Origin of the sequence: Achromobacter xylosoxidans (assembly GCF_014490035.1) — a bacterium.
Classification (GTDB): Bacteria; Pseudomonadota; Gammaproteobacteria; order Burkholderiales; family Burkholderiaceae_B; genus Achromobacter; species Achromobacter bronchisepticus_A.
Genome location: NZ_CP061008.1, coordinates 456,856 through 477,016 on the forward strand (window position 1 = coordinate 456,856; position 20,161 = coordinate 477,016).

Below are 20,161 nucleotides of genomic sequence, written 5' to 3' on the forward strand. Positions count from 1 at the left end.
TGGCGGAAAAAAAGCCGCGGCGAACGCGCCGCCGCGCCATGAAATCGGATGTCAGCCGGGGCATCCGTCCGATGCGGCCGGGATTCCGACTGACTACTTCGGCATGTAAACCGTCTTGCCGGCGGGGAAGCTGCCTTTCTGGGGGGCAAAGGTGATGGTGTTACGGTTCGGTCCCCAGCCGCCGCTGACCGCCTGGGTTTCCTCGGCGCTCAAGGGTCTGATCTGTTGTTCCGCGTCGCGCTGCGGATCGGGTTGTTCAGTTTTTTCCATCTCTATCTCCTGCTGCGTGCTGACGAAGGAAGCCGCGCCAGCGTCGGCCGAGCATCGTCCGAAACGAGGCGCCCGTCGCGATGCGCTGCAAACGGGAAGCCAAGCTCCCAAACACTGGCATGCTCGGGGCGGACAGTAGCAGCGCACCAGTGCAGGCGCATCGGTCTTTAGTCGTAGGGACGGAAATCCGGCGGTCTGACCGGCGCGGTTTCGCGCCGGCCGGGACGGGAGACGGATCGTTTGCGTGCCTACGACCAAAGACCGATTCGGCGCTGCGGCTCCACTGCTACTGTCCGCGTCGGGCCGTTCGACGGCCGGCGCGTCGGTGTTCCGGTCCTTGGGACCAGGAGGCCAGCGCGGTCCGTCCGCTGAGGCTTGGCCGACGCTGGCGCGGCTTCCTTCGTCAGCACAGCAGGAGCAGGACATGAAGAAAACGGAGCAAACGAACCGGCAGCAGACTGCCGGGGATCAGATCCGCCCCTTGAGCGCCGAGGAAATCCAGGCGGTCAGCGGCGGCGCAAATGGCAAGAAACCGGGGGTTCCCGGGCCGCAAGGCGGGCGCGTGAATGCCACGTCCGTGACCAAGGCGAGCTTCTATCGTTGAACGCGGGATCAGGCGGCATGGTTCCCAGCCATGCCGCCATGAGGCCATAATCCAGAGACAACGGGACGGTCGAAGCCGAAGCCCCAGGCACGGAATTTGCTGCTCAGCCTACTCCGCACAGCCCTGGCGGCTTGTTTGGGTCCGCAGGCGAGGCCGCGCGCCCATCTTCTGGGAGAATGCTCATGGCCACGCGAACCATCTGGAAGGGCGCGATCACCTTCGGCCTGGTCCACATTCCCGTGGGCCTGCATACCGCCACGACGGAATCGGGCGTGGATTTCGACTGGCTGGACCGCCGGTCGATGGACCCGGTTGGCTACAAGCGCATCAACAAGCGCACGGGCAAGGAGATCGAATCCAAGGACATCGTCAAAGGGGTCGAGTACGAGGACGGCCAGTACGTCATCATCTCGCCCGATGAAATCGCGGCAGCCTATCCGCGCACCACCCAGACCATCGAAATCCAGCAATTCGTGGAGGCGTCCGAAGTCTCGTTCGTGTATCTGGAACGTCCCTATTACGTTGCTCCGATCAACAAGGGGCAAAAGGTCTACGCGCTGCTGCGCGACACGCTGGTGAAAAGCGGCAAGATCGGCATTGCCAAGGTCGTGATCCAGACCAAGCAGCATCTGGCGGCCTTGATTCCGATGGGAGACGCGCTGGTCCTGAACCTGATGCGCTGGGGCGACGACGTGAAGTCCGTGGAGGACCTGGATCTGCCCAAGGCCGGTGCCAAGAGCATGTCGCCCAGCGCGGCCGAATTGAAGATGGCCAAGATGCTCGTGGACGAGATGTCGGCGCAGTGGAACCCGGCCGATTACCAGGACGAATTCAAGGCGGCCATCATGGGGCTGGTGGAAAAGAAGGTAAAGGCGGGCAAGACGGAAACCGTGGTCGAGCCGCAGGAGGAAGCGCCGGCGTATGCGGATAACGTGATCGATCTGACCGAGCTGCTGCAGCGCAGCCTGCGCGGCGGGGCGTCCAAGGGGCGTGCCAAAGCCGATGCCAGGCCCGCGAAGAAAGCCGCGCCGCGCAGCGCCGCCGTGAAGAAGGCGCCCGCGAAGAAGGCGGCCAAGAGCGCCAGGCAGGCGAAAAAGGCGGCCTAGCGATGGCAGACAGCCTGAAGAAATATCGCGAGAAGCGCAATTTCGCCGTCACGCCCGAACCTGCGGACGGCGGCGATTCTGGCGGTGAAGGCCTGGCATTCGTGATTCAAAAACACTGGGCCAGCCACCTGCACTATGACTTCCGCCTGGAACTGGACGGCGCGATGAAAAGCTGGGCAGTGCCGAAGGGGCCGTCGTTCGATCCTTCCATCAAACGCATGGCGGTGCAGGTCGAAGACCATCCCATCGCATACAACCAGTTCGAAGGCACCATCCCCAAGGGACAGTATGGCGCCGGCAAGGTGATCATCTGGGACGAGGGGCGCTGGACTCCGATCGGCGATCCCCGGAAGGCATATAAGGCTGGCCATCTGAAGTTCACGCTCGAAGGCGTGAAGATGCGCGGGCGCTGGGCGCTGATCCGCATGAAGGGCAAAGAGGGCGAGCGCCAGCCGCCCTGGCTGCTGATCAAGGAAAGCGACGAGTACGCGCGGCCTGAGCGGGATTTCAGCGTGGTGGACGAGCTACCGGACAGCGTGGTGCCGTTGCGCAAGAAGAAGGCGGCGACTGCGCGCAGCGAACTGCCAATCCGCGCCGCGAAGGCGGCAGCAGCCGTGGCAGCGTTACCGGGCAAGGCCGCCGCCCTGCCTGCATCGCTCAAACCTCAGCTGGCCACCCTGGTCGAGGGCGTGCCGCGGGGCGCGGACGACTGGTCCTACGAAATGAAGTTCGACGGCTACCGGATCCTGGCCAGGCTGGACGACGGCAGCGTGAAGCTGTACACGCGCAACGGCCACGACTGGACGGCCAGGATGCCGCGCCTGGCCCAGGAGCTGGCGGCGCTGCAGATCGCCAATGCCTGGATCGACGGCGAGATCGTGGTGCTGACGCGCGAAGGCGTACCCAGCTTTCAGGCCTTGCAGAACGCCTTCGATGCCGCCAGTACGGCGGACATCGTCTTCTATGCGTTTGACCTGCCTTACGTCACGGGGCGCGATCTGCGCGACGAGCCGCTCAGGCTGCGGCGGGATCTGCTGCGGCGGATCATCGCCACGAGCCAGGGCAAGCACGTGAAGTTCAGTGAGGCCTTCGACAAGCCGGCGGCAGACCTGGTCGCTTCGGCCTGCAAGCTGGGCCTGGAGGGCATCATCGGCAAGCGGCTGTCCGCGCCCTACGTGTCGCGCCGCACGGACGACTGGATCAAAATCAAGTGCACCAGACGCCAGGAGTTCGTCATCGTGGGTTACACCGAGCCCAAGGGCAGCCGCAAGGGCTTCGGCGCGCTGCTGCTGGCGGTGCATGAGCCGGATGGCGGGCTGCGCTACGCCGGCAACGTGGGCACAGGGTTCGACGACAAGACGCTGCATGACCTGCATCGTAAGCTGGCCGGCATCGAACAAAAAGCCAGCGCGTTGATCCAAGGCAAGCCGCGCGCCCTCAAGCAGGTCCACTGGGTCCAGCCTACGCTGGTAGGTGAGGTTTCGTTCGGAGAATGGACTGGCGACGGCCATGTACGCCATTCGACCTTCCGCGGGCTGCGGACTGACAAACCACCCAAGAAGATCACGCGCGAGGTTGCCATGCCGGCTGAAAAGATATCCACCCGCAATCGCCCCGCCAAAGCCATAAAAGCGGGCGCTGAAACGTCTGCGAAGGGGATGAAGCTGTCCAATCCCGATCGCGTCATCGATCCCTCTTCAGGCGCGACCAAGCTCGACCTGGCGCGCTACTACGCGCTGGTGGCGCCGCTGATGATGCCGCACCTGCGCGGCCGCCCGGTTTCGTTCGTCAGGGCGCCCGCGGGGATCGAGGGCGAGCATTTCTTCCAGCGGCATTCGGAGTCTTCCATCCCGGGGGTGCTTGCGCTGCCTGAACGCCTGTACCCGGGGCATCCGCCGCTCATGGAAATATCGAACGTAGCGGCGATACTCGCTGCTGCCCAGCTGAACGTCGTGGAGTTCCACACGTGGAATGCGCTCAAGACCGCGATCGGCAAGCCGGACCGGATGGTGTTCGACCTGGACCCTGGAGCAGGGGTGGATTGGCCGGCGGTGCAGCAGGGCGCGGAACTGGTGCGCGTGCTGCTGCAGGAACTGGGCCTGCATGGCTGGCTGAAGACCAGCGGCGGCAAGGGGCTGCATGTGGTCGTGCCGATCCGCAAGCAATACGGCTGGGACGCCGTGAAGGACTTTTCCGAAGCCATGGTGCGCCATCTGGCGCAAACACTGCCGAAGCTGTTCGTCGCCAAGAGCGGTCCCAAGAACCGTGTGGGCAAGATTTTCGCCGATTACCTGCGCAACGGCTTCGGCGCCACGACGGTGGCGGCCTGGTCGGCCCGCGCCCGGCCTGGCCTGGGCGTGTCCGTGCCGGTCCGCTGGGACGAACTGGCGGGGCTGAAAGGGTCGGCGCAATGGACCATCGCCAACATTCACACCCGCCTGGATGCGGGCAACGAGCCTTGGGACGATTACGCGCCCCAGGCCATCGGCCGGGCCATGAAGCAGCTCGGGGTCGAGCCGCGATCCTGACGCCCGGCATGGCCGTCAGCGCGCGTTGACGATTGTTGCCGTCGCGGCAACATCATGGTCCCCTCCGCGGGCCTACTGCCGTTCTGCGGGCAGACCTACGATTTGGGCGTCGTTCAACCCATCGAGGAAGTCACCATGAGTCAACGCCTGAATGCCTTTGCGCAATCGCCCGAACTATTCAAGAAATTCGTCGAATTCGGCATGCTGCTGAAGTCCGGCGCGATCGAGCAGCCGATCCTGCGCCTGGTCGAAATCCGCGCCTCGCAGATCAACGGCTGCGGCTTCTGCCTGGACATGCATGTGAAGGATGCCAAGATCCACGGCGAGGGCGAGCTGCGCCTGCACCACGTGGCGATCTGGCGCGAATCCGGCGAATTCTCGCCGCGCGAGCGCGCCTGCCTGGCCTGGACCGAAGCGCTGACCACGCTGGGCGCGCAGGGCGTGCCCGACGAGATCTATGAACGCGTCCGCACGCAGCTGTCCGAAAAGGAAATCTCGGACCTTAGCTTCGCGGTCATGGCGATCAATGGCTGGAACCGCCTGAACGTGGGTTTCCGCACCGTGCCGGGTTCGGCCGACAAGGCTTATGGCCTGGATAAAGCCAAGTTCAACTGAGGAACCATCATGAAAATCCTGGTTATCGGCGGCACGGGCCTGATCGGCTCCAAACTGGTCAAACTGCTGCTTGAGCGCGGTCATGAGGCAATTGCCGCGTCCCCCGCTACCGGCGTCAACACGCTGACCGGCGAGGGCCTGGATGCCGCGCTCGCCGGCGTCGACACGGTGGTCGACGTTGCCAACTCGCCGTCGTTCGAAGACCGCGCCGTGCTGGAATTCTTCCAGACCTCGGGGCGCAACCTGCTGGCGGCGGAGGCCCGCGCCGGCGTGCGCCACCACGTCGCGTTGTCGGTGGTCGGCACGCAGCGCCTGGCCGAAAGCGGCTACTTCCGCGGCAAGATCGCGCAGGAGGCGCTGATCGTGGCTGCCGGCATCCCGTACACCATCGTGCACAGCACCCAGTTCTTCGAATTCCTGGGCGGTATCGTGCAGTCGGGTACCGAAGGGACGGAGGTGCGGCTGTCGCCGGCCTACGTCCAGCCCATAGCGTCGGACGACGTGGCCCTGGCCATGGCCGATGCCACGCTGGCGCCGCCAGTGAACGGCATCGTGGAAATCGCCGGCCCCGAGCGGGTGCGACTGGCCGAACTGGCGCAGCGCTACATGGCCAAGATCGGCGACGCGCGCACCGTGCGGGCGGACGTCGGCGCGCGCTACTTCGGCGCGCATCTCCACGACGACACGCTGGTTCCGGGAGCCGGCCCACGGCTGGGCAAGATCGGCTTCGAAACCTGGTTCAGCCGTTCGGGCGCAAGAAAGTAGCGGCGGGCACAAGGACCTTCATGAGCAAACCGCGGCCTCCTTCCCAGCGTCTCCTGGACAAGTACCGGGGGAAGGATTTCCATGCCCTGTACACCACCAGCGTGACGGTGCGCGGCGGGGAGGCTGCGGATGGACGGGCCTCCGGCATGGCCATTTCGGACGACGGCGAGTTGGTGGTGGAACTGCGCCTGCCGGTGGAGCTGGGCGGCACGGGCGGGGGCACCAACCCTGAACAGCTATTCGCCGCCGGCTTTGCGGCGTGCTTCCATGGCGCGCTCGGCATGCTGGCCGAACGTGCCGGTCTGGCCATCCCGGACGCTGCCGTGACGGCCACCATCTCGTTCGGCCGGGACCCCGTCGACGGCTTTTTCGCGCTGACGGCGGACGTCAACATCCACCTTCCAGGCGTGCCTGCGCCGGTCGCCGAAGAACTGGTGCGCAATACGGAACGCCTGTGTCCGTACGCCAAGATGGCCCAGGGCGGGATCCAGAGCGTGGTGGCCCTGACCCAATAGCGCTCAGGCCTGTTTCGACAGCAGGCTGTCGATGATCAGCAGATCCTGCGCGCGGATGCCTTCGGTCATGAAGTCGATGAAGACACGCATGCGCGCCGGCAGGTGCTGGCGGCTCAGAAAGCACAGGTAGTGTCCGCGGTCGTCGGGCGAGTACTGCGGCATGCAGGCGACCAGCGTGCCTGCACGCAGATGCTCACAGACCTGATAGGCCGCCATCTGCGCGATGCCATGGCCGTCCAGCACGGCCTGCAAGACCAGATCGGCATCGTTGAAGGTCAGCATGGCGGGCGGCGCGAACTTGCGCAGATGGCCGCCGACCTTGAACTCCCATTCGAATACGCGGCCGGACGCGAGCAGGAAATTCACGCAGCTATGGCTGGATAGCTCGTCGACGCTGAGCGGCAGTCCATGCCTGGCGGCATAGTCCGGCGAGGCGCACAGCATCATCTGCATGGGAATCACTTTCTTGGCGATCACCTGGCTGTCTTCCATGCGGCCGTTGCGAAACGACACGTCGACGCGGTCCGTGGTGAAGTCGGTCGGGCCGTCATCCAGCAGCAGCTCCACCGAGATGTTCGGATGCGCTTGGCGGAACGCCTTCAGCAGGGGCGCCACGATCTTGCGGCCAAACCCCACGGTGGAACAGACGCGCACCAGGCCGGAAGGCGGACCCTCGCGCAGGTCGCGCATATTGTCCAGGGCCTGGATGATCCGTTCCACGCCGGGATGGCATTGTTCGTAAAAGCGCTGCCCCTCGGCGGTAAGCGAGGTGCTGCGCGTGGTGCGCACGAAGAGCCGCACGCCCAGCTGGTCTTCGAGCTTCTGCACGCTGCGGCTGACTGCCGAACGGCCTATGCCCAGCCGGTCGCCGGCCTTGGCGAAGTTGCCCTCGGCCGCGACGGCCAGGAAGGCCATGACGCCGGCATAGCTGGTGGCGAAGCTGTCGGCCAGGGAGTCCGGGCCGTTCGCGGGAGAGGTAACCGGGGAGGCGGGGAGAGGGGTAGGCATGGTGGCAGCGGCGCAAGTTGGTTGATCCTACCCCCTAAGACGTGGGGCAGGCCGGTTTTGTGACGCTGCCGCGGAAAAAAAATAGGCCAACCTCGGGCGAGCGGCGCCCGGGGCTGGCCAGGATGGGATAAGTGCGTGTCCCCTATTGAACGGGAATCAGGGCGGGAGCGCCCTTTTTCTTGATCAGCACGACCACGAACTTGGCCGGCTGGGTCTGGCTGGCATTGCGGCCCACGGTGTGGATGTCGTCCGGCCCTTCGTAGAAGGTCTGGCCCGGGGTCAGCGTCACTTCCTTGCCGCCTTTGACCTGCATGACGATGCTGCCCTCCAGTACATAGACAAAGGCCGAGGCGTCATGGCGGTGCAGGGGGTCGGCCGCCCCGGGCGGATAGTCGACGACGAGCATCACGGCATCGCGGCCGGGGATGTCCGGCAGGTCTTTGCTCATTACTTCGGTGACGATGGGATCGGCGGGCTTGCCGGCGGACGCCGCGTGGTGCGATGCGGCATGGGCGGGCTGGCCCAGCAGCGCGCCGGCGGCGATGAAAGACAACGCGAGTTTGGTGAGTTTCGGCATGGCCTGTCCTGAGTGGATGGGTGACAGGTCCATCGTAGAAGCGCGGGCGGCGCGGCGGTAGGTCCGCACAAGGGATCACCATGTTGCCCCTCATGCACCAACGCCGGCGCGGGCGGCCTCAGCGTTGCGCCAGCGCGGCCGCGATGCGGGCCAGCTTGTCCGGATTGCGCTGCACCAGAATCCGGGTCAGGCGCTTGCCGTCCGTCTCGTAGGACTGCACGGATTCAAGCTCGCCATCGATAAAGCGCAGCAGCGTCCATTGTCCGTTCACCTGGACCACTTCGGTGCGCAGCGCCTCGCGGTAGCGGCGCTTGCCGGCGTAGAACAGCTGCGCCAGCCGCTTGCCGCCCACCAGGCTGGCAAAGGCGGTGGCCTTGCCGCCGCCGTCGCCGATGAGTTCGGCGTCGTCGCTCAGCAGCGCATGCAGGCCGTGGAAGTCGCTGCGGTCCATCGCGTCGGCAAAGGTCAGTAGCAGCCGATGCAGCGTCGCGCGCGGCACGGCCTCGCGCGGGGTGCCTTGGCGCAATTGCTGCTTGGCGCGCCGCACCAGCTGGCGGACCGCGGCCTGGGTCTTGTCCAGGGTCTGCGCGATGTCCTCGTAGTCGGCGTCGAACACCTCGCGCATCAGGAAGGCCGCGCGGGCGTCCGGCGACAGGCGCTCCAGCATGAACAGAAATGCCACTGACACATCGTCGGCGAGTTCATGGATCTGTTCGGGCGTGGAGGGCGCGGCCATCAGCATCGGTTCCGGTAGCCAGACGCCCACATAGTTTTCCCGTTCGGCACGGGCGGCGCGCAGGCGGTCGATCGCCAGACGGGTGGTGACGGTGACGAGCCAGGCTTCGGGGTTCTCCAGCGTGGCGCGGTCGGCGCCATGCCAGCGCAGCCAGGCGTCCTGCACCACGTCTTCCGCCTCGGCCACCGAACCCAGCATGCGATAGGCGATCGCGTGGAGGCGCGGGCGATGGCGGTCGAACAAGGTCACGGAGCCGGTCATGGAGTGGGCCAACGCTTGGAGGGAAGGACGGGAGGCAGGGCATTTTGCCGTAGCGGCGTGGGCAGAACAAGAGTAGGGAACCGCCGCGAATTGGTGCGGATCGCACAACAGCATGCTTCCCCGCACACGCCTACCGCGCCTGAAGAGCCAGACCTACGATCCTCCCAACTTCGCCACGCGCAGAAGCCTCCGCGCCGCCACCTTGGTGGCGCACCTTCCTGGAGATACCGCCATGTTTGCCATTGAAAACACCGAATCCATCGACCTGGTGCCGTCGCGCTACGCGCTGCAGATCGGCGACATCGACGCGCTGGTCGTCAGCGACGGCGTGCTGCCGCTGCCGACCTCGACGATGGCCACCAATGCCGATCCCGCCGATCTCGCGGCCTGGCTGGAACACATGTTCATGCCGCCCGACGCGTTCGACTGGCCGTTGAACGTGATGGTGGCGCGCAGCGGCGATCAGACCATACTCATCGATGCGGGACTGGGCGGGCAGTTCGCGGGCTTTCCGCGCGCCGGGCTGTTTCCCCAGCGGCTCGAGTCCGCCGGCATCGCGCTGGAATCCGTGACCGACGTGATCATCACGCACATGCACATGGACCACGTGGGTGGGCTGCTCGTGCCCGGCGTCAAGGAACGCTTGCGTGCGGATGTGCGCATCCACGTGTCCGCGACCGAGGTGGCGTTCTGGACTTCGCCGGATTTCTCGCACACCGTCATGCCCAAGCCGGTGCCTGCGGTGCTGAAGTCGACCGCCACCAGCTTCTACAACGAATACCGCGACCGTCTGCGGCTCTTCGAAGACCGGCATGAGGTGGCGCCGGGCGTCATCGTGCGCATGACAGGCGGCCATACGCCCGGACACAGCGTGGTCGATCTGGTCTCGGGCGGCGAACGGCTGACCTTCGCTGGCGACGCCATGTTCCCGGTGGCATTCGACCATCCCGAATGGCACAACGGCTTCGAGCACGACCCCGAGGAATCGGCCCGCGTCCGCCTCGGTCTGTTCCAGGAGTTGGCGCAGAACCGTGGGTTGCTGGTCGCCGCCCACTTGCCGTTTCCGTCCCTCGGGCGGGTCGCGGTTGACGGCGACGCGTTCCGCTGGGTGCCGGTCATCTGGGATTTTTGAGTGCGCTGAGACGCCCATTCTGCAAAGGCTGGGCGTCGGCGACGCGCATTGGCCCGCGGCCGGTCAACGGCCGGGGCCGGTTTGGATACGTTTGATTAACTCTGCGCGTGACGAATTTCGAATTCAGGCAATGATTGTTTATTGCTGATTATTGGAAATTTGGACAGCGACTTCTGTGTTGATTTGTCCGGACGAGGTGTCTGCATGAATCCATAAATGCTTGATAAAGCGAGACATGAATCCGGCGTCAGGATGCCGATGATGGCGAAATTTGTTGCAGTGAAACATGCGGAATGCTGCAGCCGTCGAGTTTCATGGTTGCATGCCGATTGACGCAGTCTCACAAGGGCGGGATACGAGAAAAAACACGAAGTTTTGATAGGGGTATTTCGTGTTTAAAGTCCGGAAATTTAGTTAAAATCAATCGCTTGGGATTATGAGCGGGAGCATCGTCTCCCGCTTTGCATTTAGGCCCGTCGGCGTATACCAACGTCTGCGGGCCATGAGAAAAACGGGTTAACGGTCCTTGTTTTTCTTCCAAAGTCGGCCGTCGTTCGCCAATCCGGCGAGTGTATTGGTGCGTCGCAGCAGGGGAGCCCAGCCCCTTCGGATTCTGATAACCCATCCCGATACTGACCGGGACTGTTCCGCCGCTGGCCGGTGGGACAGGGGTGTATCTCAGGCTTAGGATATCCACGCATGAATCTCCGGTTTCTGGAAACGTTTGTCCGAGCCGCCAGGCTCAAGAAAATGACTTTGGCCGCGGAAGAACTCCACGCGTCCCAGGCGGCCATTTCCGCCCGCATTGCGGCCTTCGAGGAAGAACTGGGCGTAAGGGTCTTTGTGCGGGAGAAGGGCAAGCAGCTGAGCTTGACGCCGATAGGCGCAGAAATGCTTGGCCCTGCGGAAGAACTGCTGGCACATGCGAGAGCCTTCACCAGCCGGTTCGCGACCACGGACGTAAGGCTTACCCAGATCAGCATCGGCATGAGCGGGACCGTTGCGGAAGCGATACTCGAGCCCATGGCCGCCGCCCTCTGCAGACAATGGCCGAACGTCACCGTGCATCTGCAGTCTTTGACCAGCACGGACATACGGCAGCAATTGCGTGAGGGCACGCTCGACATCGGGCTGTTGCTGGGCAGCATCGAAGAGCCGATGGTGGTAAACCGGCAGTTGCTCGAGCTGGACTACGTCTGGGTCTGCAGCCCAAGCCTGATGCGCGGCGATGTCGAGCCGTCGGTGAACCACTTGAAGCGGCTGCCTCTGTTGTCCTATCCGGTGGATTCGCTGTTGTACTCTGCCATCGCCAGCTATTTTTCGTCTCCTCAGATGCAAGGCTTCAAGCTGATCGTGTTGAGATCGCTGTCGGTCATGCTGCGGTTGGCCGTTGCGGGCGCGGGATACGCGGTCTTGCCGATCGAGCTCATCCGCGGGGAGCTCGATTCGGGCAAGCTTGTGCGGCTGCCATTTTCCATGCCATTTCCTAAGCAGACCTACTTTGCCGCTTATGTCGACCAGCCCTCGATTCCGCTGCGCGCAGCCATGGTCGATTGCATTTGCGAGGTCGCCAGGCTGGTCTCGGATGGCATGGCGAACGGGCCGACGCTAGCCGCCTGAGCGCAGCCGGGCTTCGGCGTGTGCTGCCTGTGCCTCAATCCTGGCCCGCTTGAGACGCCGCGATGATCTGCCGCCACGCCACGGTATCGCGCTGTATCTTCTGCGCAAACGCGTCGGGGCCGTTACCTACCGGTTTCGCAATCTGCCTCGCAAACGTTTCCCGCAACGAGGGCTGGGCCAATGCTTGCTGCACGCTGCGAGCGACCTTGGCGGTGATCTCATGCGGCGTGTCGCGCGGCGCGCAAATACCTACCCAGCCCACAAAGCCCAAGTCGTCCAGGCCCTGTTCAGCCAAGGTCGGTACGGACGGCATCTGCGGCAGGCGTTGATCGGCGCTGACGCCCAGTCCCTTGACCCGGCCAGACTCGATGAAGGGCAGCGCTGAAATAATGCTGTCCATCATCAGGTTCACACGTCCCGTGGCGAGATCCGCATAGGCGGGCGTGGATCCGCGGTACGGCACGTGCAGCATGTTCAGGCCATTGCGCGCGCTGATCGTCCGGCCTGCAAGATGAGGCATGGTGTTCGTGCCGCCCGAGGCGTAGCCGTATTTGCCGGGCGCCTGTTTGGCGGCCGCGATGAATTCCTGGAGATTGGTAGCGGATACGCCCGGATCGGCCACCCAGACCGTCGGCGTATCGGCAATATGGACGACCGGAGCCAGATCCTCGACGCGGTACGGCAAGCTGGGATAGAGCGCTGTTGCCACGACCAGACTGCTGGTCGAGCAGAGCAGCAGCGTGTAGCCATCGGGGTGTGCCCGGGCGACGGTCGCAGAGCCTATGGTGCCGCCCGCGCCCGGCCGGTTTTCGACGACCAGAAGCTGGCCCAGCGCCTGGCCTGCGGGGCCTGCGATCTGGCGCGCTACTGCGTCATTGCCTCCACCTGGGGGAAAAGGCACGACCAGCGTCACGGGTCTGCTCGGCCAGTCGGAGGACTCCGGCGAATGCGCCGCATGCGTCAGGGCGCAAGCCAGGGACAGGAGTCCGGCCGTGGTGGCGCGGAGCAAGGGGAGTTGGCGGATCATGCGGCTTCTTGGTGGCAAGGTGGGTAGGCGATTTGCACGTAACCCCGCATCCTGTCGGACATCCTTGCCCTAGTGAAGCTAGAAAATATTCATTCCAATCAAAGAAAATTCATGACACGGCCCAGCGGCGATCAGTCGTTGCCGCCGGGCCGGGGTCGACGCCGCACGGCGGCCTCGCATTCAATCGTCCAGTGCCGGTACGGTCCCGATCTGGGCGAGGATGCGCGGCGATTCCATGTCGCCGGTTTCCTTGTCCACCAGTACTTCGTAGGCGGCGACGCCGGCGAACTTGGAGGCCATGGAGTTGGCGATGCGTATGGCGCCGAACTCGCTGCTGGCGGCGCGGATTTCACCGGGCGCGACGCCATCGGCGGCGGCGCGGTAGGGAACGACGATGTACTGGACGAGATGGGCAGCTTCTGACACAGGGTTCTCCTGGACGACAGTTTTTTGGGCGAGCGAAATGTATCACGTTGTACTGTGTTTTTGTACAGTATTGTTTGACCGCGCGCCAACAATTTTCAGGCGGCCTGGGAAAACCCCTAGCGCGCACTCGTTGCCCGATTTTCAGCTGGCCTCTATTATTTTCGAAAATATTCGAACTTTTATAAAAAGAGGCAAGGGATGGAAGCGAACCGCTATGACGCGTACCGCGAGGACACCATAGGCCGCGCCAATGTGGCCGACTCGCCCGAGCTGATCGCCTATTACCAGGAGCTGGCCCGCCTGGAGACGGGCGCCCTGTGGACGGTGGCGAACAAGATCGAACCGTGGGCGCCGCGGTCTGCCTCGGTGCCGGTGGTGTGGCGCTACCAGGACCTGCGCGGCCACGTGCTGCGTTCGTCCGAGCTGGTTTCGCCCGAAGAGGCGGGCCGGCGCGTGATCTACCTGAACAACCCGGGCCGGCGCGACGTGGCCGCCGCCGTGGGCTGGCTGTATTCGGGCCTGCAGGTCATGAAGCCGGGCGAACTGGCTTCCGCCCACAAGCATTCGCATTCGGCGCTGCGCTTCATCATGGAAGGGCGGGGCGCCTTCACGGTGGTCGACGGCCACAAGATGACACTGGGCGCGAACGATTTCGTGCTGACGCCCAACGGCACCTGGCACGAGCATGGCGTGGCCGAAGACGGCACCACCTGCATCTGGCAGGACGGCCTGGACATCCCGCTGGTCAACGCCATGGAAGCCGGCTTCTATGCCGTGCATCCCGACTTGAACCAGACCGTGACCTATCCGGTCGACGACACCAGCGCCGCCTGGGCCAATCCGGCGCTACGGCCCCAGGTGTCCGGTTGGACCAAGCCCTATTCGCCGCTCTTCAAGTACGAATGGGAGCCCACCTACGAGGCGCTGCGCCGCTATGCGCGCACCACTGCGGGCAGCCCCTACGACGGCATCCTGCTCGAATACGTCAACCCGGCCACGGGCGGCCCGGTCATGCCCACCATCGGCGCCAGCATGCAGCTGCTGCGGCCCGGCGAGCACACCAAGGCCCACCGCCATACCGGCAGCTTCATCTACCAGGTGGCCAAGGGCAGCGGCTATTCCATCATCGACGGCAAGCGCTATGACTGGACCGAGCGCGACATCTTCTGCGTGCCCTCGTGGGCCATCCATGAACACGTCAATCTTTCATCGAACGACGACGCCTGCCTGTTCAGCTTCAACGACCTGCCCGTGATGCGCGCGCTGGCGCTTTACCGCGAAGAAGCGGTCAAGGAAAACGACGGCCATCAAGTGCTGATCTAGCGCCGCCCGTTCCCTCCCGAATTTTCATCCGCCGCGCGGGCTTGGCCCGCGCGCTTGACTCAACTCGTCCTGAATCAATGGAGTTCTTATGCGCTTGGTAACTTTTCGCGCTCACCCCACCGCCGCTGCCCGCCTGGGCGCGCTGGCCGAAGGCTATGTGATCGACCTGGCCCTGCTGGGGCGCGCCGGCGGCGTGGACCTGCCTGACGACATGCTGGCTTTCATCGACCTCGGTCCCGTGGCGGTGGCGCAGGCCAGCAAGCTGATGGAGGCCTATCGCGGCAACTGGCCCGTGGGCAGCGCGCTGCCGCAGGAGAACGTCAAGCTGCTGGCGCCGATTCCGCGTCCGCGCAAGAACATCTTCGGCATCGGCCTGAACTACGTGGAGCACGTGAAGGAATCCAGCCGCACGCTGGATACCTCGGCCGACCTGCCCAAGCAGCCGGTGATCTTCTCCAAGCCGCCCACCACGGTCATCGGCCCGGGCGACGCCATCGAGCACAACGCCAAGATCACGCAGCAGCTGGATTGGGAAGTGGAGCTGGCCGTGATCATGGGCCGCCGCGCTTCGCGCGTGGCCGAGGCCGATGCGCTGTCGTACGTGTTCGGCTACAGCGTGATGCTGGACATGAGCGCGCGCGATTGCCGCCGCGCCGGCCAGTGGATCTATTCCAAGGGCATGGACACCTACGCGCCCTTCGGCCCGTGCATCGTGACCGCCGATGAGATCCCGGATCCGCAGGTGCTGGACCTGTGGCTCACGGTCAACGGCGAAAAGAAGCAGGGCTCCAACACGCGGCACATGCTGTTCAAGGTGCCGTTCCTGATCTCGGACATCAGTGCGGGCATCACGCTGGAACCGGGCGACATCATCGCCACCGGTACGCCGGAAGGCGTGGGCGCGGGACGCAAGCCCCAGGAATGGTTGTGGCCGGGCGACGTGGTGGTGGCCTGCGTGGAAGGCATCGGCACGCTGCGCCATCCGGTGGTGGCGGTCTAAAACGCCCGGCCGCCGACGCGGGCGGCGGGCAACGCAGTCTCCAAGGGGAAAAACATGATCAAGAAACAGATACTGGGCGGCGCGTTGTCCGTCGCGCTGGGCGCAGCGGCGTCCATGGGAGCGGCCCATGCCGCGGAACCGGTCAAGATCGGCTTCATCGCCACCTTGTCCACGCCGGCGGGCTACATCGGCGAAGACGAGCGCGATGCGTTCAACCTGGCCATCAAGCAGGGCGGCGGCAAGCTGGGCGGCGTGCCCGTGCAACTGGTGATCGAGGACGACGGCCTGAAGCCCGCCAACGCCAAGCAGGCGGCCGACCGCCTGCTGCAATCGGGCGTCAAGCTCTATACCGGCGTGAACTTCTCCAACGTGCTGGCGGCGGTCGTGCCCAGCGTGGTGAAGTCGGGCGCGTTCTACGTCAGCCTGAATCCCGGCCCGTCGAACTTCGCGGGCGAAAAGTGTGATCCCAATTACTTCGTGACGTCCTACCAGAACGACGCCTTCCACACGGCCGGCGGCGTGGCGGCCAACGAACTGGGCTACAAGAAGGTCGTCCTGCTGGCGCCCAACTACCAGGCGGGCCGCGACGCCATCGAAGGCTTCAAGCGCACCTACAAGGGCGAGGTGGTCGCCGAGATCTACACCAAGCTCGACCAGTCGGACTTCTCGGTGGAGCTGGCGCGCCTGCGTTCGCTGGCGCCCGACGCCATCTATCAGTTCCATCCTGGCGGCACGGGCATCAACTTCGTCAAGCAGTACGCGGCGGCCGGGCTGAACAAGAGCATCCCGATGCTGATGCCCAGCTTCTCGATGGATGCGCGCATGATCCAGGCCACGGGCGACGCCTCGGCCGGCGCTTACATCACCGGCATCTGGTCGCAGGACTTCGACAACGCGCAATCCAAGGCCTTCGTGCAGGCGTTCAAGGACGCCTACGGCCGCGTGCCGACGGACTACGCCATGCAGGCCTACGACACCGCGCAGCTGATCGGCGCGGGCCTGAAGGCCACCGGCGGCGACCTGTCCAAGGCCGCGGACTTCCGCGCCGCGCTGCGCAAGCCTGAGTTCACGTCGCTGCGCGGCAAGTTCAGCATGAACACCAACCAGCATCCGATCCAGGATCTGTACCTGATGCGCATCGAGAAGGATAGCGACGGCAGCCTGTCGCCGAAGCTGGTCCGCAAGCTGGTGTCCGATGACAAGGACGCCTACGCGCAACTCTGCAAGATGCCGTCATGACGCTTCTGTTTGAACAGCTGCTCAACGGGCTGCAGTTCGGCGCCATGCTGTTCATGCTGGCGGCCGGACTGACGCTGATCTTCGGCATCATGGGCGTGGTCAACCTGACGCACGGGTCGTTCTACATGGTGGGGGCGTATTGCGCGGCCTACGCCATCGGCACCACCGGCTCGTTCCTGGCGGGCGTGCTGGCGGCGTTGCTGGGGGCGGGCCTGTATGGCATTTCCGTCGAAGTGGTGGTGATACGCAAGCTGTACAAGCGGGATCACCTCTACCAGGTGCTGGCCACCTTCGGCCTGCTGCTGTTCTCCAACGAAGCGGTCAGCCTGATCTTCGGCCGGCGTCCGCCGCTGGTGGGCATCCCAAGCTTCCTGGAAGGCGCGGTGACGCTGGCGCCGGGGTTCCAGTATCCGCTGATCCGCCTGTCGTTCATCGCCATAGGCGCGCTGGTGGCCGTGGGCCTGTGGTGGCTGGTCAACCGCACGCGCATCGGCATGCTGATCCGCGCGGGCGCCGACGACCGCGAGATGGTCGACGCGTTAGGCATAGACATCCGCAAGCTCTACACGCTGGTGTTTGGCTTGGGCGCCTTGCTTTGCGGCCTGGCCGGCGTGATGGCCGCGCCGCTGCTGGCGGTCGAAATCGGCATGGGCGAGCGCATCCTGATCACCACCTTCGTGGTCATCGTGATCGGCGGCGTGGGATCGGTGCGTGGCGCGTTGGCCGGCGCGCTGTTGGTGGGCATGGTGGACAGCCTGGGGCGTGCCTTCCTGCCCCAGCTGCTGTCGACGATGTTCTCGCCCGCCACCGCGGACCCGCTGGCGGCAGGCATGGCTTCCGCCAGCATCTATGTATTGATGGCGATCGTGCTGATTGCCAAGCCGGGTGGACTGTTCCCGGCGCGAGGATGAAGATGGCATACACACTTACGAACCGCGCCCGCTGGGGCCTGGCGGGTCTGGCGGTGCTGATCCTGCTGCCGGCCGCGGCGCTGGCCTCGGGCTCGCCGTTCCTGATCGGCGTGGTGACGCGCTTTCTGATCTACGGCCTGGCGGCGGTCAGCCTGGACCTGGTGATCGGCTATGGCGCCATGGTCAGTTTCGGCCATGCCATGTTCTTCGGGCTGGGCGGTTATGCGGTCGGCATCATTGCCTTCCATACTTCGGAAGCCGGTCCGATCTTCGGCTGGGCCGGCAGCAACGCCGCGCTGGTGGTGTGGCCGATAGCGCTCATCGTGTGCGCGCTGGCCGGCTGGCTGTTCGGCTATCTGGCGCTGCGCACGCGCGGCGTGCAGTTCATCATGATCACGTTGGCGTTCGGTCAGATGGTGTACTTCGTGCTGGTGTCGTTGCAGTTCTACGGCGGCGACGACGGCCTGATGATTCCGCAGCGCAATGAGCTGCCGGGCATCAATCTGGAAAGCCCCATGGTTTTCTACTACGTGTGCCTGGCGTTGCTGACCTTGTGGACGCTGCTGTGCATCCGCGTCACCAACTCGCGCTTCGGCATGGTGTTGCAGGCACTGCGCCAGAGCGAGCGGCGCGCCATCAACCTGGGCGTGGCGCCCACGCCGTACCGGCTCAGCGCCTTCGTGCTGTCGGCGGTGGGCACGGGTCTGGCCGGCGTGCTGTGGGCCAACTATGCCGGGCTGGTGACGCCCGACATGGCGGCCTGGACCAAGTCCGGGGAACTGATGGCCATCGTCATCCTGGGCGGCGTGGGCACCTTGCTCGGGCCGATCGCGGGTGCGGCGGTGTTCCTGGGGCTGGAGCAGATGCTGTCGTCGCTGACCGAGCACTGGCTGCTGTACATGGGACCGATCCTGGTGCTGGTGGTGTTGTGGGGCCAGAAGGGTCTGTTCGGAAAGCTGCTGGAGACGCGCCATGCCGACTGATGCAAGCGCGAGCCTGTTGCGCCTGACGCAGCTGCGCAAGGCCTTCGATGCGGTGGTGGCAACCAACGGCGTGGACCTCGATGTGCGCGCTGGCGAGATCCACGCCATCATCGGCCCGAACGGCGCGGGCAAGTCGACCCTGATCGCGCAGATCTGCGGCGAGATCCGGCCGGATTCCGGCACCATCCATCTGGACGGACAGGACGTGACCGGGCTGCGCGCCTTCGAGCGTGCGCGCCTGGGGCTGGGACGCTCGTTCCAGATCACCGAGCTGTGCCAGGAATACACCGCGCTGGAGAACGTGATCCTGTCGCGCATGCTCAAGGGCGGCCGCGCCTTCCAGGCCTGGTCCAACCCGCGCCATGATGCGGCGTTGAAGACCGAGGCCATGCAGTGGCTGAAGCATGTGGGGCTGGAGGACCGGCGCCACGTGCGTTCGGCGGACCTGGCGCACGGCGAGAAGCGGCAGCTGGAGCTGGCGGTTGCGCTGGCGCGTTCGCCGCGGTTGCTGCTGCTGGACGAGCCCATGGCCGGCATGGGGCCCGAGGAATCGGCGCGCATGACGCGGCTCTTGCAAGGCATGAAGGGCGACTACGGCATCCTGCTGGTGGAACACGACATGGACGCGGTCTTCGCGCTGGCCGACCGCATCAGCGTGCTGGTCTATGGCCGCGTGGTGTTCAGCGGTTCGCCCGAGGAGGTGCGCCGCCATCCGGAGGTGCGCGCGGCGTATCTGGGAGAAGAACATGTTGAAGGTTGAAGGGCTGACTGGCGGCTACGGTTCCAGCAAGGTCCTGTTCGGCATGTCGTTCGAGGCCAGCGAAGGCGAGGTGATCTCGCTGATCGGGCGCAACGGCATGGGCAAGACCACCACGATCAAGACCCTGATGGGCATGCTGCCCGCCACCGGCGGCGCGGTGCAGTTCCGCGGCCAGACGCTGGGCCGTTCCGCGCCCAGCAGCGTGGCGCGCCTGGGGGTGGGGCTGGTGCCGGAGGGCCGGCGCGTGTTCGGTTCACTGACGGTGCAGGAAAATCTGGTGGCGACCTCGCGCGCCGCGCCGGGCGGATGGGACCTGGAACGCGTCTACACGCTGTTCCCGCGCTTGAAAGAGCGCCGCGGGCAGTCATCGCGCACGCTATCAGGCGGTGAACAGCAGATGCTGGTGGTGGGGCGCGCGCTCATGACCAACCCCAAGCTCCTGATCCTGGACGAAGCCACCGAGGGGCTGGCGCCGCTGATCCGCCAGGAGATCTGGCGCTGCCTGCGGGCGCTGAAGGCCGAAGGCCAGACCATCCTGGTGATCGACAAAAACCTGCCCGAGATGGCGACGCTGGTCGACCGCCATTACATCGTGGACAAGGGCCGGGTAGCCTGGTCGGGGCGGCCCGCCGAGCTGTCCGCCCAGCCCGAGCTGGCGCAGCGTTACCTGGGTATTTGAGCAGGCCGCGCGGCCCTGGGGCGCGGGTAGAATGGGCCGCGCGCGGATACGCGCCCCGGCTGCAGACATCTGGAGA

Annotated in this window: 21 protein-coding genes; 15 read left to right on the top strand and 6 right to left on the bottom strand. The window is 65.0% G+C overall.

Annotated elements, in window-relative coordinates; all coding sequences use genetic code 11:
• Positions 1–93 precede the first annotated feature (93 nt).
• Positions 94–270 (bottom strand): hypothetical protein, encoded by a 177-nt coding sequence (locus tag IAG39_RS02155; RefSeq protein ID WP_165867897.1) that lies wholly within the window; start codon positions 268–270, stop codon positions 94–96.
• Positions 271–694: 424 nt separating this feature from the next.
• Here IAG39_RS02155 and IAG39_RS02160 point away from each other — a divergent pair, with 424 nt between their 5' ends.
• From IAG39_RS02160 to IAG39_RS02185, 6 genes are all read left to right on the top strand, one after another.
• Positions 695–874 carry a hypothetical protein gene (locus tag IAG39_RS02160; protein WP_059377386.1) on the top strand — a complete coding sequence of 60 codons (180 nt, stop codon included), beginning with the start codon at positions 695–697 and terminating at the stop codon, positions 872–874.
• Positions 875–1,056: 182 nt separating this feature from the next.
• Positions 1,057–1,980, top strand: coding sequence for a Ku protein (locus tag IAG39_RS02165; RefSeq protein WP_059377389.1), 924 nt, complete (start codon positions 1,057–1,059; stop codon positions 1,978–1,980).
• A 2-nt stretch (positions 1,981–1,982) separates the two neighbouring features.
• A complete protein-coding gene (ligD, locus tag IAG39_RS02170; protein WP_118933443.1) occupies positions 1,983–4,508 on the top strand; it encodes a DNA ligase D in 2,526 nt (841 codons plus the stop codon).
• Between the two features lie 135 nt (positions 4,509–4,643).
• Positions 4,644–5,123, top strand: a complete 480-nt coding sequence (locus tag IAG39_RS02175; RefSeq protein ID WP_118933468.1) for a carboxymuconolactone decarboxylase family protein — start codon at positions 4,644–4,646, stop codon at positions 5,121–5,123.
• Between the two features lie 9 nt (positions 5,124–5,132).
• Positions 5,133–5,888, top strand: coding sequence for an SDR family oxidoreductase (locus IAG39_RS02180; protein ID WP_118933444.1), 756 nt, complete (start codon positions 5,133–5,135; stop codon positions 5,886–5,888).
• A gap of 20 nt (positions 5,889–5,908) precedes the next feature.
• The gene (locus IAG39_RS02185) at positions 5,909–6,403 is read left to right on the top strand and encodes an Ohr family peroxiredoxin (RefSeq protein ID WP_059377396.1); all 495 of its coding nucleotides are present in this window, start codon (positions 5,909–5,911) and stop codon (positions 6,401–6,403) included.
• A gap of 3 nt (positions 6,404–6,406) precedes the next feature.
• On the opposite strand, the gene IAG39_RS02190 is transcribed toward IAG39_RS02185, so the two are convergent.
• The 3 genes from IAG39_RS02190 to IAG39_RS02200 all read right to left on the bottom strand — a co-directional run bounded on the left by IAG39_RS02190 (position 6,407) and on the right by IAG39_RS02200 (position 8,985).
• On the bottom strand, positions 6,407–7,411 hold the full coding sequence (locus IAG39_RS02190; protein ID WP_118933445.1) for a LysR family transcriptional regulator: 1,005 nt from the start codon (positions 7,409–7,411) through the stop codon (positions 6,407–6,409).
• Positions 7,412–7,553: 142 nt separating this feature from the next.
• Complete coding sequence (locus tag IAG39_RS02195; RefSeq protein WP_118933446.1) at positions 7,554–7,988, bottom strand: cupin domain-containing protein; 435 nt, start codon at positions 7,986–7,988, stop codon at positions 7,554–7,556.
• 118 nt (positions 7,989–8,106) lie between these two features.
• The gene (locus tag IAG39_RS02200; RefSeq protein ID WP_118933447.1) at positions 8,107–8,985 is read right to left on the bottom strand and encodes an RNA polymerase sigma-70 factor; all 879 of its coding nucleotides are present in this window, start codon (positions 8,983–8,985) and stop codon (positions 8,107–8,109) included.
• Positions 8,986–9,217: 232 nt separating this feature from the next.
• On the opposite strand from IAG39_RS02200, the gene IAG39_RS02205 reads away from it, so the two are divergent.
• Both IAG39_RS02205 and IAG39_RS02210 read left to right on the top strand, forming a co-directional pair.
• Entirely contained in the window at positions 9,218–10,117 is a 900-nt protein-coding gene (locus tag IAG39_RS02205) for an MBL fold metallo-hydrolase (protein ID WP_059377402.1), read from the top strand.
• Between the two features lie 699 nt (positions 10,118–10,816).
• A complete protein-coding gene (locus tag IAG39_RS02210; protein ID WP_059377405.1) occupies positions 10,817–11,737 on the top strand; it encodes a LysR family transcriptional regulator in 921 nt (306 codons plus the stop codon).
• A 34-nt stretch (positions 11,738–11,771) separates the two neighbouring features.
• On the opposite strand, the gene IAG39_RS02215 is transcribed toward IAG39_RS02210, so the two are convergent.
• Both IAG39_RS02215 and IAG39_RS02220 read right to left on the bottom strand, forming a co-directional pair.
• Positions 11,772–12,764, bottom strand: coding sequence for a Bug family tripartite tricarboxylate transporter substrate binding protein (locus IAG39_RS02215; RefSeq protein WP_118933448.1), 993 nt, complete (start codon positions 12,762–12,764; stop codon positions 11,772–11,774).
• Between the two features lie 180 nt (positions 12,765–12,944).
• Positions 12,945–13,190 (bottom strand): hypothetical protein, encoded by a 246-nt coding sequence (locus IAG39_RS02220; RefSeq protein WP_054455066.1) that lies wholly within the window; start codon positions 13,188–13,190, stop codon positions 12,945–12,947.
• A gap of 198 nt (positions 13,191–13,388) precedes the next feature.
• Between IAG39_RS02220 and IAG39_RS02225 the strand changes: the two genes are divergently transcribed.
• From IAG39_RS02225 to IAG39_RS02255, 7 genes are all read left to right on the top strand, one after another.
• On the top strand, positions 13,389–14,513 hold the full coding sequence (locus tag IAG39_RS02225; protein WP_059377411.1) for a cupin domain-containing protein: 1,125 nt from the start codon (positions 13,389–13,391) through the stop codon (positions 14,511–14,513).
• 88 nt (positions 14,514–14,601) lie between these two features.
• A complete protein-coding gene (locus IAG39_RS02230) occupies positions 14,602–15,513 on the top strand; it encodes a fumarylacetoacetate hydrolase family protein (RefSeq protein WP_118933449.1) in 912 nt (303 codons plus the stop codon).
• 54 nt (positions 15,514–15,567) lie between these two features.
• Positions 15,568–16,752, top strand: a complete 1,185-nt coding sequence (locus tag IAG39_RS02235; RefSeq protein ID WP_118933450.1) for an ABC transporter substrate-binding protein — start codon at positions 15,568–15,570, stop codon at positions 16,750–16,752.
• A complete protein-coding gene (locus IAG39_RS02240) occupies positions 16,749–17,663 on the top strand; it encodes a branched-chain amino acid ABC transporter permease (RefSeq protein WP_054455060.1) in 915 nt (304 codons plus the stop codon). Before IAG39_RS02235 ends, IAG39_RS02240 begins: the two co-directional genes overlap by 4 nt.
• On the top strand, positions 17,660–18,646 hold the full coding sequence (locus IAG39_RS02245; RefSeq protein ID WP_059377416.1) for a branched-chain amino acid ABC transporter permease: 987 nt from the start codon (positions 17,660–17,662) through the stop codon (positions 18,644–18,646). The genes IAG39_RS02240 and IAG39_RS02245 overlap by 4 nt, the downstream gene beginning before the upstream one ends.
• A complete protein-coding gene (locus tag IAG39_RS02250) occupies positions 18,636–19,406 on the top strand; it encodes an ABC transporter ATP-binding protein (protein WP_118933451.1) in 771 nt (256 codons plus the stop codon). Before IAG39_RS02245 ends, IAG39_RS02250 begins: the two co-directional genes overlap by 11 nt.
• Positions 19,393–20,085: an ABC transporter ATP-binding protein gene (locus tag IAG39_RS02255; protein WP_118933469.1), complete on the top strand. Its 693-nt coding sequence runs from the start codon at positions 19,393–19,395 to the stop codon at positions 20,083–20,085. The genes IAG39_RS02250 and IAG39_RS02255 overlap by 14 nt, the downstream gene beginning before the upstream one ends.
• Positions 20,086–20,161 lie beyond the last annotated feature (76 nt).

Bases quoted from the DNA above. Each gene is read 5' to 3' on its own strand.
- IAG39_RS02155 (WP_165867897.1), bottom strand. From the start codon at position 270: ATGGAAAAAACTGAACAACCCGATCCGCAGCGCGACGCGGAACAACAG.
- IAG39_RS02160 (WP_059377386.1), top strand. From the start codon at position 695: ATGAAGAAAACGGAGCAAACGAACCGGCAGCAGACTGCCGGGGATCAG.
- IAG39_RS02165 (WP_059377389.1), top strand. From the start codon at position 1,057: ATGGCCACGCGAACCATCTGGAAGGGCGCGATCACCTTCGGCCTGGTC.
- ligD (WP_118933443.1), top strand. From the start codon at position 1,983: ATGGCAGACAGCCTGAAGAAATATCGCGAGAAGCGCAATTTCGCCGTC.
- IAG39_RS02175 (WP_118933468.1), top strand. From the start codon at position 4,644: ATGAGTCAACGCCTGAATGCCTTTGCGCAATCGCCCGAACTATTCAAG.
- IAG39_RS02180 (WP_118933444.1), top strand. From the start codon at position 5,133: ATGAAAATCCTGGTTATCGGCGGCACGGGCCTGATCGGCTCCAAACTG.
- IAG39_RS02185 (WP_059377396.1), top strand. From the start codon at position 5,909: ATGAGCAAACCGCGGCCTCCTTCCCAGCGTCTCCTGGACAAGTACCGG.
- IAG39_RS02190 (WP_118933445.1), bottom strand. From the start codon at position 7,411: ATGCCTACCCCTCTCCCCGCCTCCCCGGTTACCTCTCCCGCGAACGGC.
- IAG39_RS02195 (WP_118933446.1), bottom strand. From the start codon at position 7,988: ATGCCGAAACTCACCAAACTCGCGTTGTCTTTCATCGCCGCCGGCGCG.
- IAG39_RS02200 (WP_118933447.1), bottom strand. From the start codon at position 8,985: ATGACCGGCTCCGTGACCTTGTTCGACCGCCATCGCCCGCGCCTCCAC.
- IAG39_RS02205 (WP_059377402.1), top strand. From the start codon at position 9,218: ATGTTTGCCATTGAAAACACCGAATCCATCGACCTGGTGCCGTCGCGC.
- IAG39_RS02210 (WP_059377405.1), top strand. From the start codon at position 10,817: ATGAATCTCCGGTTTCTGGAAACGTTTGTCCGAGCCGCCAGGCTCAAG.
- IAG39_RS02215 (WP_118933448.1), bottom strand. From the start codon at position 12,764: ATGATCCGCCAACTCCCCTTGCTCCGCGCCACCACGGCCGGACTCCTG.
- IAG39_RS02225 (WP_059377411.1), top strand. From the start codon at position 13,389: ATGGAAGCGAACCGCTATGACGCGTACCGCGAGGACACCATAGGCCGC.
- IAG39_RS02230 (WP_118933449.1), top strand. From the start codon at position 14,602: ATGCGCTTGGTAACTTTTCGCGCTCACCCCACCGCCGCTGCCCGCCTG.
- IAG39_RS02235 (WP_118933450.1), top strand. From the start codon at position 15,568: ATGATCAAGAAACAGATACTGGGCGGCGCGTTGTCCGTCGCGCTGGGC.
- IAG39_RS02240 (WP_054455060.1), top strand. From the start codon at position 16,749: ATGACGCTTCTGTTTGAACAGCTGCTCAACGGGCTGCAGTTCGGCGCC.
- IAG39_RS02245 (WP_059377416.1), top strand. From the start codon at position 17,660: ATGAAGATGGCATACACACTTACGAACCGCGCCCGCTGGGGCCTGGCG.
- IAG39_RS02250 (WP_118933451.1), top strand. From the start codon at position 18,636: ATGCCGACTGATGCAAGCGCGAGCCTGTTGCGCCTGACGCAGCTGCGC.
- IAG39_RS02255 (WP_118933469.1), top strand. From the start codon at position 19,393: ATGTTGAAGGTTGAAGGGCTGACTGGCGGCTACGGTTCCAGCAAGGTC.